The 15,468-nt window shown below is 64.2% G+C and carries 13 protein-coding genes, 1 tRNA gene and 1 pseudogene; 5 read left to right on the forward strand and 10 right to left on the reverse strand.

Annotated features, from left to right (window positions below):
* Positions 1-152: 152 nt before the first annotated feature.
* From rpsA to uvrB, 7 genes and pseudogenes are all read right to left on the reverse strand, one after another.
* Positions 153-1,832, reverse strand: coding sequence for a 30S ribosomal protein S1 (gene rpsA / locus FEZ61_RS14915; protein WP_059315566.1), 1,680 nt, complete (start codon positions 1,830-1,832; stop codon positions 153-155).
* Positions 1,833-1,972: 140 nt separating this feature from the next.
* Positions 1,973-2,659, reverse strand: a complete 687-nt coding sequence (gene cmk / locus FEZ61_RS14920; protein WP_007160398.1) for a (d)CMP kinase — start codon at positions 2,657-2,659, stop codon at positions 1,973-1,975.
* A 47-nt stretch (positions 2,660-2,706) separates the two neighbouring features.
* Positions 2,707-3,603: pseudogene (locus tag FEZ61_RS14925) on the reverse strand (prephenate dehydrogenase/arogenate dehydrogenase family protein); the annotation flags it as partial.
* Positions 3,596-4,708 (reverse strand): histidinol-phosphate transaminase, encoded by a 1,113-nt coding sequence (hisC, locus tag FEZ61_RS14930; RefSeq protein WP_017642057.1) that lies wholly within the window; start codon positions 4,706-4,708, stop codon positions 3,596-3,598. The pseudogene FEZ61_RS14925 and the gene hisC, both read right to left, overlap by 8 nt.
* A 160-nt stretch (positions 4,709-4,868) precedes the next feature.
* Complete coding sequence (locus tag FEZ61_RS24630) at positions 4,869-4,997, reverse strand: hypothetical protein (RefSeq protein WP_017642056.1); 129 nt, start codon at positions 4,995-4,997, stop codon at positions 4,869-4,871.
* A 57-nt stretch (positions 4,998-5,054) separates the two neighbouring features.
* On the reverse strand, positions 5,055-6,536 hold the full coding sequence (gene gltX / locus FEZ61_RS14935) for a glutamate--tRNA ligase (RefSeq protein WP_017642055.1): 1,482 nt from the start codon (positions 6,534-6,536) through the stop codon (positions 5,055-5,057).
* Positions 6,537-6,614: 78 nt separating this feature from the next.
* Complete coding sequence (gene uvrB, locus FEZ61_RS14940; protein ID WP_093254813.1) at positions 6,615-8,624, reverse strand: excinuclease ABC subunit UvrB; 2,010 nt, start codon at positions 8,622-8,624, stop codon at positions 6,615-6,617.
* A gap of 247 nt (positions 8,625-8,871) precedes the next feature.
* Here uvrB and FEZ61_RS14945 point away from each other — a divergent pair, with 247 nt between their 5' ends.
* Positions 8,872-10,074: an amino acid aminotransferase gene (locus FEZ61_RS14945; protein WP_017642053.1), complete on the forward strand. Its 1,203-nt coding sequence runs from the start codon at positions 8,872-8,874 to the stop codon at positions 10,072-10,074.
* Positions 10,075-10,156: 82 nt separating this feature from the next.
* Positions 10,157-10,232: transfer RNA gene (locus FEZ61_RS14950), tRNA-Asn, on the forward strand.
* Positions 10,233-10,314: 82 nt separating this feature from the next.
* Here FEZ61_RS14950 and FEZ61_RS14955 read toward each other — a convergent pair.
* Entirely contained in the window at positions 10,315-10,689 is a 375-nt protein-coding gene (locus FEZ61_RS14955; RefSeq protein WP_017642052.1) for a response regulator, read from the reverse strand.
* A gap of 262 nt (positions 10,690-10,951) precedes the next feature.
* Here FEZ61_RS14955 and FEZ61_RS14960 point away from each other — a divergent pair, with 262 nt between their 5' ends.
* The 3 genes from FEZ61_RS14960 to FEZ61_RS14970 all read left to right on the forward strand — a co-directional run bounded on the left by FEZ61_RS14960 (position 10,952) and on the right by FEZ61_RS14970 (position 13,000).
* On the forward strand, positions 10,952-11,965 hold the full coding sequence (locus FEZ61_RS14960; protein ID WP_064308339.1) for a DUF4118 domain-containing protein: 1,014 nt from the start codon (positions 10,952-10,954) through the stop codon (positions 11,963-11,965).
* 78 nt (positions 11,966-12,043) lie between these two features.
* A complete protein-coding gene (locus FEZ61_RS14965; protein ID WP_026083960.1) occupies positions 12,044-12,382 on the forward strand; it encodes a zinc ribbon domain-containing protein YjdM in 339 nt (112 codons plus the stop codon).
* Positions 12,383-12,457: 75 nt separating this feature from the next.
* Positions 12,458-13,000, forward strand: a complete 543-nt coding sequence (locus FEZ61_RS14970) for an invasion associated locus B family protein (RefSeq protein WP_144959500.1) — start codon at positions 12,458-12,460, stop codon at positions 12,998-13,000.
* A 3-nt stretch (positions 13,001-13,003) separates the two neighbouring features.
* On the opposite strand, the gene FEZ61_RS14975 is transcribed toward FEZ61_RS14970, so the two are convergent.
* A complete protein-coding gene (locus FEZ61_RS14975) occupies positions 13,004-13,741 on the reverse strand; it encodes a hypothetical protein (protein WP_051226183.1) in 738 nt (245 codons plus the stop codon).
* Positions 13,742-13,953: 212 nt separating this feature from the next.
* On the reverse strand, positions 13,954-15,447 hold the full coding sequence (locus FEZ61_RS14980; protein ID WP_173149260.1) for a CoA-acylating methylmalonate-semialdehyde dehydrogenase: 1,494 nt from the start codon (positions 15,445-15,447) through the stop codon (positions 13,954-13,956).
* Between the last annotated feature and the right edge of the window lie 21 nt (positions 15,448-15,468).

Below are 15,468 nucleotides of genomic sequence, written 5' to 3' on the forward strand. Positions count from 1 at the left end.
TTCAAGGACTTTTAGCACGCTGGCCGATTTTTGAAAAGTCAAGCTGGCGGCTTTGGCCTCCACAACTTTTTACGGGTCGTGACCACCCTGCCCGCTTTCTTCCAGACAAAAAAAAGCGACCCCGAAGGGCCGCCTTTTATTCAAGCTCGAACTTAGTTCTGGCTTTCCATCTGCGCCTTGATCAGGTCGCCGATGGTGGTGGGGCCAGCAGCAGGCTCTTGCTTGCTACGCAGGGAGCTCATGGCTTCCTTCTCGTCGTCGACGTCCTTGGACTTGACGGAGAGGCTGATCACGCGGCTCTTGCGATCGATGCTGATGATCTTGGCTTCGACTTCGTCGCCTTCCTTCAGCACGTTACGGGCGTCTTCAACGCGATCACGGCTGATTTCGGACGCCTTCAAGACGCCTTCGATCTCGTTGCCCAGGGTGATGACAGCGCCCTTGGCATCGACTTCCTTGACGGTACCGCGCACGATGGTGCCTTTCTCGTTCAGGGAGGCGTAGTTGGAGAACGGATCGTCTTCCAGCTGCTTGATGCCCAGGGAGATGCGCTCGCGCTCCGGATCAACGGACAGGATCACAGTGTCCAGCTCGTCACCCTTCTTGAAGCGACGCACGGCTTCTTCGCCGGTTTCGTTCCAGGAGATGTCGGACAGGTGTACCAGGCCATCGATGCCGCCTTCCAGACCAATGAAGATACCGAAATCGGTGATCGACTTGATGGTGCCGGAGATGCGGTCGCCCTTGTTGAACTGACCCGAGAACTCTTCCCACGGGTTAGCGCGGCACTGCTTGATGCCCAGGGAGATACGACGACGCTCTTCGTCGATATCCAGAACCATGACTTCCACTTCGTCGCCGACCTGAACGACCTTGGACGGGTGGATGTTCTTGTTGGTCCAATCCATTTCGGAAACGTGCACCAGGCCTTCCACGCCCTCTTCCAGCTCGGCGAAGCAGCCGTAGTCGGTGAGGTTGGTGACGCGCGCCTGAACGCGGGTGCCTTCCGGGTAACGGGCCTTGATGGCGACCCACGGATCTTCGCCCAGCTGCTTCAGACCCAGGGAGACGCGGTTGCGCTCGCGGTCGAACTTCAGCACCTTGACGTCGATCTCGTCGCCGACATTGACGATTTCCGACGGATGCTTGATACGCTTCCAGGCCATGTCGGTGATGTGCAGCAGGCCGTCTACGCCGCCCAGGTCGACGAACGCACCGTAGTCGGTGAGGTTCTTGACGATACCCTTGACTTGCTGGCCTTCCTGCAGGGATTCCAGCAGAGCTTCACGCTCGGCGCTGTTCTCGGCTTCCAGGACGCTACGACGGGAAACGACAACGTTGTTGCGCTTCTGGTCCAGCTTGATGACCTTGAACTCGAGTTCCTTGCCTTCCAGGTGAGTGGTGTCACGCACCGGACGGACATCGACCAGGGAGCCCGGCAGGAACGCGCGGATGCCGCTGACGTCGACGGTGAAACCGCCCTTGACCTTGCCGTTGATGACACCCTTGACCACTTCGTCGGCGCTGAACGCGGCTTCCAGGACCAGCCAGGACTCGGCGCGCTTGGCCTTTTCGCGAGACACTTTGGTTTCGCCGAAACCGTCTTCGACGGCATCCAGGGCTACGTGGACTTCGTCACCCACGTTGATGGTCAGCTCGCCTTGTTCGTTGTAGAACTGCTCGAGCGGAACCAGGCCTTCGGATTTCAGGCCGGTATCGACCACAACCCAGTCGCCATCGATCGACACCACGGTGCCGACGATGATGGCGCCCGGCTGCATGTCGAGGGATTTCAGACTTTCTTCAAAGAGTTCTGCGAAGCTTTCGCTCATGTTTATACCTGTTGTATGGATACCCGATGTATCCGGCTACCGCATGACCAGCCCATGCGGGGTGAGTGGTTACCATCCGGCTGCCGGGATGCGACTGGTTCCCGGCAGCTTTCACCGACGACTCGGATGAGTCTCGGCCTTCATCCCGCCAGGTCGCGTTCGGCGGCCAGGGTCAGGATGCGTTCCAATACCTGTTGTATGGAGAGATGCGTGGAATCCAGCTCGACGGCATCGTCGGCCGGCTTGAGCGGAGCAACGCTACGCTGACTATCGCGGGCGTCCCGCTCACGGATCTCTTCCAGGAGGGCAGGCAAGCTAACATTTTCGCCCTTCTGCTTCAACTGAAGATAACGCCTCTGTGCCCGTTCCTCGGCACCGGCGGTCAGAAAGATCTTCAGCTCGGCGTCCGGGAACACCACGGTGCCCATGTCGCGACCGTCGGCGACCAGACCGGGCGCTTCGCGGAACGCCTGCTGGCGCTGCAGCAGGGCATCGCGCACGGCCGGCAGGGTGGCGACCTGGGAGGCACCGGCGCCGACTTCCTCGGTCCGGATGACATCGGTGACGTCCTCGCCTTCGAGAATGATGCGCTGGCCGTGTTCATGGCCGGCGAGGAACTGGACGTCCAGATGGGCCGCCAGCAGCTTGAGCGACTCCTCGTTGGTGTAGTCCACGCCATGGTTGCGCGCAGCGAAGGCCAGCAGGCGATAGAGCGCGCCGGAATCCAGCAGATTCCAGCCGAGCTGCCGGGCGACCAGCGCCGCGAGGGTGCCTTTCCCCGAACCGCCGGGACCATCGAGGGTGATGACGGGTGCGGTACTGCTCATGAGTGCCCCTCCGTAAGAGAATGATGGGCGGCGACCTGGGCGCCAGCCTGGGTACGACTGGCGAGGATGCGCCCGAAGTATTCGCGCGCGCCGCGCGCATGGGTCAGCACCTCCATGAGGAACTGACCATCGCCGGCCTGGATGGCGCCGCGCAGTTCGTCGAGATCGGTGCGATAGGTGTCCAGCGCCTGCAGCACGGCTTCGCGGTTGGCGATGAAGATGTCGTGCCACATGGTCGGATCGCTGCCGGCGATGCGGGTGAAATCGCGAAAGCCACCAGCGGCGTAGTGGAAGATTTCGCGGTTCTCGCTGCGCTTGGCCAGGGAGTCCACCAGATTGAAGGCAAGTAGATGGGGCAGATGGCTGGTGGCGGCGAGAACCTGGTCGTGGTGCTCGACGGTCATGTGCTCGACATCGGCCCCTATGGCGCGCCAGAGCCGATCGACCTTGTCCAGATCGGTCGGCAGGGTTTCTTCCAGGGGCGTCAGGATGACCTTGTGGCGATTGAACAGCGCCGCATTGGCCGCCGTGACGCCACTGCGCTCGGAGCCGGCGATGGGATGACCCGGCACGAAGCGCAGCGACTGGCCGGCGAAGGCCCGCCGCGCAGCGCGTACCACATTGCCCTTGGCGCTGCCGACGTCGGTGAGGATGGCGCCCTGCAGTGGCAGGGCCGCAAGATCGGCCAGCACCCGCTCCATGGCGAGAATCGGTACGGCGAGCTGGATGACGTCGGCACCCGGGCAGGCCTCGGCCAGCTCGGCGACGCAGCGGTCGACGACGCCCAGTTCGACCGCCAGCCGGCGAGTCTCCGGATCCCGGTCGACCCCGACCACCTCACGGCAGAGGCCGCTGGCGCGGGCGCCCTTGGCGAAGGAGCCGCCGATCAGGCCCAGGCCGACAACGACGAGACGTTCGATCAGGGGGGTGGCCACTTCAGCCACGACCCAGGACCTTGCTCAGCGCCGCCAGGAAACGAGCATTTTCCGCTTCGGTGCCGATGGAGACGCGCAGGAAGGTAGGCATGCCATAGCCGGCGACGGGCCGCACGATGACGCCCTCCTGCAGCAGCCCCTGGTTGATCGGCGCGGCCTCGCGCCCCAGGTCCACGGCAATGAAATTGCCGCGGGAGGGGATCCACTTGAGGTCGAGATCGCGGAAACCGGCTTCCAGCTGGGCCATGCCGGCATCGTTGAGGGCGCGGCTGCGGGCCAGGTAATCGCTATCGGCCAAAGCCGCACAGGCCGCCGCCTGGGCCAGGCTGTTGACGTTGAACGGCTGGCGCACCCGGTTGAGGACATCGGCCACGGTCGGCGAGGAGAAGGCATAGCCGACGCGCAGGGCAGCCAGGCCATAGGCCTTGGAAAAGGTCCGCGAGACGATGAGGTTGGGATACTGGGCCAGGAACGCCAGGCCGTCCGGCAGTTCATCACCTTCGGCGTATTCGATGTAGGCCTCGTCCAGTACCACCAGGACGTGCTCGGGTACGCGGGCGAGGAAGCGCGCCAGGGCCTCGCTGTCGAACCAGGTGCCGGTGGGATTGTTGGGGTTGGCGACGAAGACCACCCGGGTGTCGGCATCGACGGCGGCGAGCATGGCCTCGAGGTCATGCCCGTAGTCCTTGGCCAGGACGCTACGGCCTTCCGCACCGATGGCCAGGGTCACCAGGGGATAGACGGCGAAGGCATGCTCGCTGAACACGGCGTTGTAGCCGGGTGCCAGGTAGGCGCGGGCGACCAGTTCGAGGATGTCGTTGGAGCCGTTGCCCAGGGTGATGCCAGTGGCGGCCACGCCGAAACGCTCGCTCAGGGCCTGCTTGAGGTCGAAGGCGTTGCCATCGGGATAGCGGGTCAGCTCGGCCAGTTCGGCGCGGATGGCGTCGAGGGCCTTGGCGCTGGGCCCGAGGGGGTTCTCGTTGCTGGCGAGCTTGACGATGCTGGCCGGCGCCATACCCAGCTCGCGGGCCAGTTCATCGACGGGCTTGCCGGGCACGTAGGGCGAAAGTTTCTGTACGCCGGGAAGGGCTTGTGCCAGGAAATCGCAGCTCATGGAGACCTCTTCAACTTGCGATGACGACGGTCGGGCCGCCGAAAATGGGCGCCATCTTAAAGCCAAGGCGGGTCGCGGACCAATCGAAGTTGCGCCTGCGCGACGGAAAGCCCCTCGCTGATGGCGCTGTAACGACCCGGTCACGGGTTGATCGTCAGGGTCAGATCGAGGATCGCGCGCCGGTCGGCAATCCGGCCTGGCGATGGAGATTGACCGCCAGGGCGATCATCCGCGTCGCGTTGAGCAAGGCCAGCACGTGTTCCGGCACAGTGTGCCGCTGGGAGGTCATGGGTCCGTCCTGGCGCAAGCGAGAGGCCGACCCCAGGGCGGGTCGGCCGGAAGCCGGTTAGCCGAGTTCGGCCAGCAGCTTCTCCCACTCCTTGGTTTCCTTCTTGGAAGGCGCACCCAGCAACTCGACCGCCTGGCGCAGGCGGAAGCGGGTGAGGTCCGGCCCGAGGATTTCCATGGCATCCAGCACCGAGACCGAACTGGCCTGGCCGGTGATGGCGGCGAACAGCAGCGGCATGACGTCGCGCAGCTTGAGCTGCTGGTGCTCGGCGACGGCCTGGATCACCGCGGTGATGCGCTCCTTGTCCCACTGGCGCAGGGCTTCGAGCTTCCACAGCAGCAGCTGCATGACCAGGCGGACCTGGTCGGCGGACAGCTTCTTGTGCTGGAACAGCGCCGGATCCAGATTCAGGGCGCCACTGAAGAAGAAGCCGGCCAGTGGGGCGATCTGGCTGAAGGTCTCGACGCGCTGCTGCACCAGGGGGGCGATCTTGAGCAGGTACTCGGGATTGAGCGCCCATTGCTGCACCTCGGCGGCGAAGCGCTCGGGGCTCAGCTCGCGCAGCCACTGGCCGTTGAGCCAAGAGAGCTTCTCGACGTCGAAGATCGGACCGCCCAGGGACACGCGCTGGAGGTCGAAATGCTCGACCATCTCGTCTAGGGTGAACTTCTCGCGCTCGTCGGGCATGGACCAGCCCATGCGGCCGAGGTAGTTGAGCATGGCCTCGGGCAGGTAGCCCATGCGCTGGTAGAAGGTCACCGAGGTGGGATTCTTGCGCTTGGAAAGCTTGCTCTTGTCCGGATTGCGCAGCAGCGGCATGTAGCAGAGTTGGGGCTGTTCCCAGCCGAAGTACTCGTAGAGCTTGATCAGCTTGGGCGCCGAGGGCAGCCACTCCTCGCCACGCAGGACGTGGGTGATGCCCATCAGGTGGTCGTCGACCACGTTGGCCAGGAAATAGGTGGGCAGGCCGTCGGCCTTCATCAGCACCTGCATGTCCATGCGATCCCAGGGGATCTCGACATCACCACGCAGCAGGTCGGGAACGACGCAGACGCCCTCCTCCGGCACCTTCATGCGGATCACATAGGGCTGGCCGGCGTCCAGGCGCTGTTGCACCTCGTCCTGGCTCAGGCGCAGGCCGCGACCGTCGTAGCGCGGGGTCTCGCCGCGCGCCTGCTGCTCGGCACGCATCTGGTCGAGTTCTTCGGGCGTGGCGAAGCAGTAGAAGGCATGGCCCTTCTCCACCAGCTCACGAGCGTACTTCCAGTAGATCTCACCGCGTTCGCTCTGCCGATAGGGGCCATGGGGGCCACCGACGTCCGGGCCCTCGTCCCACTCGATGCCCAGCCAGCGCAGAGCATCGTAGATCTGTTGTTCGGATTCGCGGGTCGAACGGACCTGGTCGGTATCCTCGATGCGCAGAATGAACTGCCCCCCGTGCTGACGGGCGAAGCAGAGGTTGAACAGGGCGATATAGGCGGTACCGACATGCGGGTCGCCGGTGGGCGACGGCGCGATGCGCGTGCGAACGGTAGTCATCGGCTTTCTCGAAAAACGCGAAGGGACAAAGGCGGAATGGTAGCAGCGCCGGGGTCGGCGCTGCCAGTTGGAGCAGGCTTACACCTGGACCAGGCGCTCGCGCAGCGCCTGGATCTCGTCACGCAGCTGGGCAGCGGACTCGAACTGCAGGTCGCGCGCCAGTTGCAGCATCTTTTCTTCGAGCTGACGGATGCGCTTGCCGATCTCGCTCGGCGAGCGCAGTTCGGCGGCGTACTCACCCTGATCCTCGGCGGCCTTGGCCACGCGCCGCTTGCCCTTGGCACCCGGGGCCGCGGCGCCTTCCATGATGTCGCGAATGTCCTTCTTGATGCCCTGGGGCACGATGCCGTGCTCTTCGTTGAAGGCTAGCTGCTTGTTGCGCCGGCGTTCGGTCTCGTCGATGGCCCGCTGCATGGAGCCGGTCATGTTGTCAGCATAGAGGATGGCCTTGCCGTTGAGGTTACGTGCCGCCCGGCCAATGGTCTGGATCAGCGAGCGCTCGGAACGCAGGAAGCCTTCCTTGTCGGCGTCGAGCACCGCCACCAGGGAGACCTCGGGCATGTCCAGGCCTTCGCGCAAGAGGTTGATGCCCACCAGGACGTCGAAGGTGCCCAGGCGCAGGTCGCGGATGATCTCCACCCGCTCCACGGTGTCGATGTCCGAGTGCAGGTAGCGCACCCGTACGTCGTGGTCGGCCAGGTAGTCGGTGAGGTCCTCGGCCATGCGCTTGGTCAGGGTGGTACAAAGCACCCGCTCCTCCTGGGCCACGCGCAGGCGGATCTCGGAGAGCAGATCGTCCACCTGGGTGGTGGCCGGGCGGATCTCGATGATGGGGTCGACCAGGCCGGTAGGTCGCACCACCTGCTCGACCACGCGGCCGGCGTGTTCTTCCTCATAGGGACCGGGGGTCGCCGAGACGAAGATGGTCTGGGGCGCACCGGCTTCCCACTCCTCGAACTTGAGCGGCCGGTTGTCCAGCGCCGAGGGCAGGCGGAAGCCGTATTCCACCAGGGTTTCCTTGCGCGAGCGGTCGCCCTTGAACATGGCGCCGATCTGCGGAACGGTGACGTGGGATTCGTCGATTACCAGCAGGGCATTGCTCGGCAGATAGTCATAGAGGGTGGGGGGCGGCTCGCCCGGACCACGCCCAGACAGGTAGCGGCTGTAGTTCTCGATGCCGTTGCAATAGCCCAGTTCGAGGATCATCTCCAGGTCGAAGCGAGTGCGCTGCTCCAGCCGCTGGGCTTCGAGCAGACGATTCTGGCTGCGCAGCCATTCGAGGCGGTCGGCGAGCTCCAGCTTGATGTTCTCGATGGCGCCCAGCAGGGTTTCGCGCGGCGTGGCGTAGTGGGTCTTGGGATAGAAGGTGAAGCGCGGCAACTTGCGGATCACTTCGCCGGTCAGCGGATCGAAGGCCGACAGACTCTCCACCTCGTCGTCGAACAGCTCGATGCGCACCGCTTCCAGATCGGATTCCGCGGGGAAGATGTCGATGACGTCGCCGCGTACCCGGAAGGTGGCGCGGGCGAATTCCATGTCGTTGCGGCTGTACTGCAACTCGGCCAGCCGGCGCAGGATGGTGCGCTGGTCGATGCGGTCGCCGCGATCCAGGTGCAAGACCATCTTCAGGTAGGCCTCGGGACTGCCCAGGCCGTAGATGGAGGATACCGAGGCGACGATGATGGCGTCCTTGCGCTCCAGCAAGGCCTTGGTGGCGGACAGGCGCATCTGCTCGATGTGATCGTTGATGGACGAGTCCTTCTCGATGAAGGTGTCCGACGAGGGCACATAGGCTTCCGGCTGGTAGTAGTCGTAGTAGGAGACGAAGTACTCCACCGAGTTGTTCGGGAAGAAGGCCTTGAATTCGCCATAGAGCTGGGCGGCCAGGGTCTTGTTCGGCGCCAGCACCATGGTCGGGCGCTGCACCTGGGCGATGACGTTGGCGATGCTGAAGGTCTTGCCCGAGCCGGTCACGCCGAGCAGGGTCTGATGCGACAGGCCCGCCTCCAGGCCTTCCACCATCTGGCGAATGGCTTCGGGCTGGTCGCCGGCCGGGGTGTAGCGGGTGGAGAGCTGGAATGCGGACATGGCTGCCTCAGTAGCGCGGAAATGCACGGACACCACCGCGCTGACGCAAGGCCAGGGCGGTGTGGGCGAGGAAAAAGCTGGAAGCCCCTAGATGAGGTCGCATGCGCCCCTTTGCAATCCGCCCGCAGCGCCGCACGTCAGGAAATCTCCTACCGAGGTCGGGTCGCGATGGTGCCTGCAGGGGGCTATACTCCTGGTTCCTAAGCGTTCCGCCCTTCCCTTCACCCCTCATTCGAGCCCCTGCCCCATGAGTTTGTTCTCCGCCGTCGAAATGGCACCCCGCGACCCCATCCTTGGCCTGAACGAGGCCTATAACGCCGACGCCCGTCCGCACAAGGTCAATCTGGGCGTGGGGGTCTACTACGACGAGCAGGGCCGCATTCCGCTGCTGCGCGCCGTGGCCGAGGCCGAGCGCCAGCGCGTGGCCGCTCAGGCGCCGCGTGGCTACCTGCCCATCGAGGGCATCGCCGCCTACGACCAAGCCGTGCAGCACCTGCTGTTCGGCGCCGAGTCGAGCCTGGTGCGCGAAGGTCGCGCCATCACCGTCCAGGCCGTCGGCGGCACCGGCGCCTTGAAGATCGGTGCCGACTTCCTCAAGCGGCTGCTGCCGGATGCCGTGGTCGCCATCAGTGACCCGAGCTGGGAAAACCACCGCGCGCTGTTCGAGGGCGCCGGTTTTCCCGTGCAGAACTATCGCTACTACGACGCCGCCAGCAATGGCCTGAACCGCGCCGGTTTCCTGGCCGACCTCCAGGCATTGCCGGAGCGCTCAGTGGTAGTGCTGCACGCCTGCTGCCACAACCCCACCGGCGTGGATCTGCAACCGGCCGATTGGCAAGCGGTGCTGGACGTGGTCAAGGCTCGCAACCTGGTGCCCTTCCTCGACATCGCCTACCAGGGCTTTGGCGACGGCATCGAGGAAGACGCCCAGGCCGTACGCCTGTTCGCCGATTCCGGTCTGACCTTCCTGGTCTCCAGCTCCTTCTCCAAGTCCTTCTCCCTGTACGGCGAGCGGGTCGGCGCCTTGACCCTGGTCAGCGAAAGCCGCGAGGAAAGCGCCCGGGTGCTGTCCCAGATCAAACGGGTCATTCGCACCAACTACTCCAACCCGCCGACCCATGGCGCCACCATCGTCGCCAGCGTGCTGAGCAATCCCGAGCTGCGCGCCCTGTGGGAAGCCGAGCTGGGGGAAATGCGCCAGCGCATTCGCACCATGCGCAACGCCCTGGTGGAAGGCTTGGCCGCGGCTGGCGCTACCCGCGACTTCGCCTTCGTCAACGCCCAGCGCGGCATGTTCTCCTACTCCGGCCTCACCGCCGAGCAGGTCGAGCGGCTGAAGAGCGAATTCGGCATCTATGCGGTCAGTACCGGACGCATCTGTGTGGCCGCGTTGAACGAGCGCAATCTGCCGCCCACCATCCAGGCCATCGCCGCGGTATTGCAGGGCTGACGACGAGCGTTCGGCGGCCCGTTTTTCTGGTGCCACCGAGGCTTGACTTCCCGTTATCTATCAGTAAGATACGCCCCGTTGTTCCGCGATAGCTCAGTCGGTAGAGCAAATGACTGTTAATCATTGGGTCCCTGGTTCGAGTCCAGGTCGCGGAGCCAAAATCTGAAAAAGCCCGTAGCGGGCGACCGCTACGGGCTTTTTCATGGGCGCGATTTGGTCAGCGCCACAGCTGTCGAGTGCTTAGACAGGATTCATTTGAGCACCGGGCGCTGGGCAACTGCGGTGCAACGCCTCCAGATCCCAGGGTTTGGGCAGAAAGGTCGCCCGCGCCGCGCGAGCAGGGTTGTCGTCGCAATAGCCCGAGGTGATGACGATGGGCAGGTGGGCCTGACGGCCACGCGCCTGGAGTGCCAGATCCACACCACTCAGAAGACCCGGCATCCGCACATCGGTAAAGAGCAGATCCAGCTTGGGCTGCGCTTCCTGCAAGAAGGCGCAGGCGGCATCCGCGCTGCCAAAGGCATACACCTGATAACCCCAGCCTTCGAAGAGTTCCTGCAACAGCTCGCGCAGAACAGGCTCATCCTCGGCGACTAGCACACGCTGGCGATTCATGAGCGGATCCTGTGATTGAAAGGTTGCAATCGTTTGACCATAGCAATCCACTAGCGTCCTGAGCTGTACGACCAAGGGCACTGTTGTACAAGAAACATACCTGACCGATTAACGAGCGGGGGAAACGGCCGAGGCGGTCCAACTCTTGTACAGGCTGCCGCCGTCGGACCGGGCAAAGCCACCTTTGGTGCGCTCATCCCCCTAAGCGAGACCGCTATGCGTTAAGCTTGCGCCGCCGTTGTCTACCCCACAGGTTAGAGCCTTGGATCCGTCGTCTCGTCGTCATTGGATCAGCGATCTCAGCAGCAGGATCCGCGCTCGCCCGGTACTGGCCTACGGCCTCGCGCTGCTGGCGTTCGCCCTGGCCCTGGCGGCACGCTTCGCCCTGGTGGACGTCCTGCTGCAGGGCTTTCCCTACCTCACCTTCTTTCCCGCCGTCATCCTGACCACCTTCTTCTGCGGCAGCCGCGCCGGCACCCTGTGCGCCGTGCTGTCCGGGTTGGCCGCCTGGTACTTCTTCATTCCTCCGGGCTGGACCTTCGATGTCGGCGCCCAGGGCTTTCTGGCCCTGGCCTTCTACGTGGTCATCGTCGGGGTGGACATCGCCCTGATCCACTACATGCATAGAGCAAGCGCCCGACTGCGCGCCGAGCAGCAGGTGATCCACGACCTCTACGACGTCCAGACGACGATGTTCCAGGAGTTGCAGCACCGGGTAGCCAACAACATCCAGTTCATCGCCTCGTTGCTCATGCTGCAGCAACTCAAGTTGCCCGGCGACAGCCAGGCGTCCCAAGCCCTGGAAGAGGCGCGTTCGCGACTGGAGAGCATTTCGCGCATCCACCGGCGACTGCACGATCCGGCCGACGCCGCGCAGCCAGTGGCCCATCACCTGCAGCTGCTGACCAATGACCTGCTGGCCGCCGCGGGACAGGCCAACGTCTCCTGCGCCATCACTGCCGAGCCGCTAAATTTCGACCTTCCCCGCCTGACCACCCTGTCGATGCTGGTGGCCGAGGTGGTGACCAACTCCCTCAAGCACGCCTTTGACGCCAGCCAGCGTGGGTTGATCAGCATCAGCCTGCAACGCGACGACGATCAGCGACTGCTGTTGCGCATCGCCGACAATGGTCGGGGCATGCCGCAGCAGTTCAATCCGCGCACCAGCCAGCGCCTGGGCTTCAAGATCATCAACAGCCTGGCCGAACAGCTCGGCGGCGAAGCCCGCTATCGCAATGACAATGGCACCGTGGTCGAGGTGCAGCTGGCCGCCTAGTGCAACGGCCTCACAGACACCCAGGTGCGGCTAAAACCCTATACAATGCGCGGCTTTTCCAGCCAGGTGTCCTTCGCCATGACCGCTCTGCCGCCCTGCCCCCTCTGTGCTTCCGAATACACCTACGCCGACGGCGCTCAGCTGATCTGTCCGGAGTGCGCCCACGAATGGACGCCCGGTGACACTGGCGCCACGGATGAAGCCAAGGTGATCCGCGATGCGGTCGGCAATACCCTGCAGGACGGCGACACCGTCAGCGTGATCAAGGATCTCAAGGTCAAGGGCTCGTCCCTGGTGGTCAAGGTCGGCACCAAGGTCAAGAACATCCGCCTGGTCGATGGCGATCACGACATCGACTGCAAGATCGAGGGCATAGGTGCGATGAAGCTCAAATCCGAGTTCGTCAAAAAGGTCTGATCGTCGTGCCGGGGTGTTCCCTGGCGGAGCGATGGCCTACCCTTGAAGCTCTTTTCCTTCTGCCAAGGACTCTCCATGTCTCAGCGCTTTCTCCGCCCGGCCCTGTTCCTCGCGCCCCTGCTGCTCGCCGGCCAGGCCTTCGCCCAGTCGGCGCCTGCCAACGCCCAGGAACCCCAGCCGTCGGTCACGGAGAAGTATGGCGACTGGCAGGTGATCTGCCGCATCGCCCGTAATGCGGACCGTTCCGTGCAGCTGTGCGCCATCACCCAGCAGAAGGACAGCGCCAAGGGCCAGCGCATGCTGGTCACCGAGCTGCGCCCCAATCGCGAAGGCGTGGACGGCATCCTGGTGCTGCCCTTCGGCGTGGCGGTGACCAAGCCGATCTCGCTGCAGATCGACAAGCGCAGCCTGGAGAATCGGCCCTTCCATACCTGCATCCCCCAGGGCTGCGTGGTGCCGGTGGAATTCGTCGGTGACGTCTTCAAGCAGCTGCAGCGCGGTGGGCGCCTGACCGTGACCACCCCGGTCGCCAACGGCGAGACCGCCAGCGAAAGCCTGTCGCTCAAGGGCTTCTCCAAGGCCTATGACCGCGCCAAGGAACTGACCAAGCCGCTGTGATCGCTACTGCACCGGCAGGAAGTTGATGAACAGCAGGCTCTGGGCGTAGTTGACGCCGATGCGCCGATAGCGCTCGTCCAGCAACTGGGCGAGCAGGTCCAGGCGAGCGACGATCTTGCCGAACTCGGTGGCGAAGCTGAGGTTGCTGCCCTCCTCCGAGATCTCGTTGGCGAACAGCAGCGGTTCGCCCTCGGCGTTCTTGCGCTGGCCGAGCAGCCAGGTGGCCTTCTCGATGTTGCGGGCCGCGTTGTTGACGAAGCGCGCATTCACCACATCGGTGATGTAGAACTCGGTGCGATTGCCGTGGGCGGCGATGATCATGCTGCCGATGGCATAGATGAAAGCACCGACGCGGTCACCCTGGTAATCGTCACCCAGCACGTAGCTCAGGGCCGCCACGTCCTTGCGTCCGCCCAGTGCCGGCAGGCTGCGCTGCTGCTCGATGGCCATGCGGATCTCGCGCTCGGCGCTGGCGGCATCGGGCAGCCCAGTCTTCTTCCATTCGGCCGGATTGCGCAGGTAGAGCTTGTTCATCAGCCGGTAGAGACTCTGCAGATTGGCCTGCATGGCGAGGGTAGCCATGCGGTCGGAGCTGGTCTGCAGGAATTCGCTGGGGCGGGTCTTGCCGAATTGCCGGGCAATGTCCTGAGCGGACTGGCTGCTACAGCCGGTCAGACTCGCGAGCAGGAGGCCAATCACACACCCGAGACGGGCGACGGCTGTGAAGGTAGGGGCAGGCATGGAAGCTTCGGCAATGGAGGGCAGCCGAAGGGTAAAGCCTTCCCTGGCCGGCCCGCTGTGCGGCAGGCCAAGGAATGAGCCTTTCCGAGCTTATTTAAAGGCTCGCGAGCTAGAGACAAACAAGGCGAAAATGCCTGAGGAAGCGGACCGGGCTGGCGACCCAGGGCATTTTCAACGCCGTTTGGCCGACGCGCAGCAGCCTTTAAACAGGCTCAACCGTTGCTGGGGAAGGCGAACTGCGAAGCCTCCTGGGTCTCACGTTGCGGCCAACGCTGGGTGATGGTCTTGCGACGGGTGTAGAAGCGCACACCGTCGGGGCCATAGGCGTGGAGGTCGCCGAACAGCGATCTCTTCCAGCCGCCGAAGCTGTGGTAGGCCACCGGCACTGGCAACGGCACGTTGATGCCAACCATGCCCACTTCGATCTGATCGGCGAACAGCCGCGCCGCTTCGCCGTCGCGGGTGAAGATGCAGGTGCCATTGCCGTATTCGTGGGCATTGATCAGGGCGATGCCCTCTTCCAGGCTCTTGACCCGCACCACGCAGAGCACCGGTCCGAAGATCTCTTCCTTGTAGATGCGCATCTCCGGGGTGACCTGATCGAACAGGCAGCCACCGAGGAAGAAGCCTTCTTCGTGATCGGCGACCTTGAGGCTGCGGCCGTCCACCACCAGCTTGGCGCCAGCGGCGACGCCATCGACGACGTAGCCGGTGACCTTGTCCAAATGCGCGCCGGTCACCAGTGGGCCCATGTCCAGGCCGCACTGGGTGCCGGGGCCAACCTTGAGCTTCTCGATCTCTGGCACCAGTCGGGCGATCAGGGCATCGGCGACCTGGTCACCGACGCAGACCGCCACCGAGATGGCCATGCAGCGTTCGCCGCAGGAGCCGTAGGCGGCGCCCATCAAGGCATTGACGGTATTACCGAGGTCGGCATCGGGCATGACCACCGCGTGGTTCTTGGCGCCGCCCAGGGCCTGGACGCGCTTGCCCTTGGCCGTGCCGCGGGCATAGATGTATTCGGCGATGGGGGTGGAGCCGACGAAGCTCAGTGCCTTGACCTCGGGGGCGTCGATCAGGCCGTCCACGGCTTCCTTGTCGCCATGCACCACGTTCAACACGCCCTTGGGCAGGCCAGCTTCCTCGAACAGCTGGGCGATGGCCAGGGTAGAGCTGGGATCACGCTCGCTGGGCTTGAGGATGAAGGTGTTGCCGCAGGCGATGGCCAGCGGATACATCCACAGCGGCACCATGGCCGGGAAGTTGAAGGGGGTGATGCCGGCTACCACGCCCAGGGGCTGGAAGTCGGACCAGGTGTCGATGCTCGGACCGGCGTTGCGGTTGTATTCGCCCTTGAGCAGCTCGGGTGCGGCAGTGGCGTATTCAACGTTCTCGATGCCACGGCGCAATTCGCCGGCGGCGTCTTCCAGGGTTTTACCGTGCTCTTCGCTGATCAGCTGCACCAAGCGCTCTTCGTTGCTCTCCAGCAGCTGCTTGAAGCGGAACAGCACCTGGGCGCGCTTGGCCGGTGGGGTGTTGCGCCAGGCGGGAAAGGCGGCCTGGGCGGCGTCGACGGCCTGCTGCAGAGTGGCCGCATCGGCCAAGGGCACTTCGCGGATCACTGCACCCGTGGAGGGGTTGTAGACGGGTGCGCGACGGCTGCCACCGTCGACCAGCTGGCCGCCGATGAGATGCTTGAGGCTCATGAAAGGACTCCTTGTACGAGG

Origin of the sequence: Pseudomonas sp. MS15a(2019), assembly GCF_013277805.1 — a bacterium.
Lineage (GTDB): Bacteria > Pseudomonadota > Gammaproteobacteria > Pseudomonadales > Pseudomonadaceae > Chryseomonas > Chryseomonas benzopyrenica.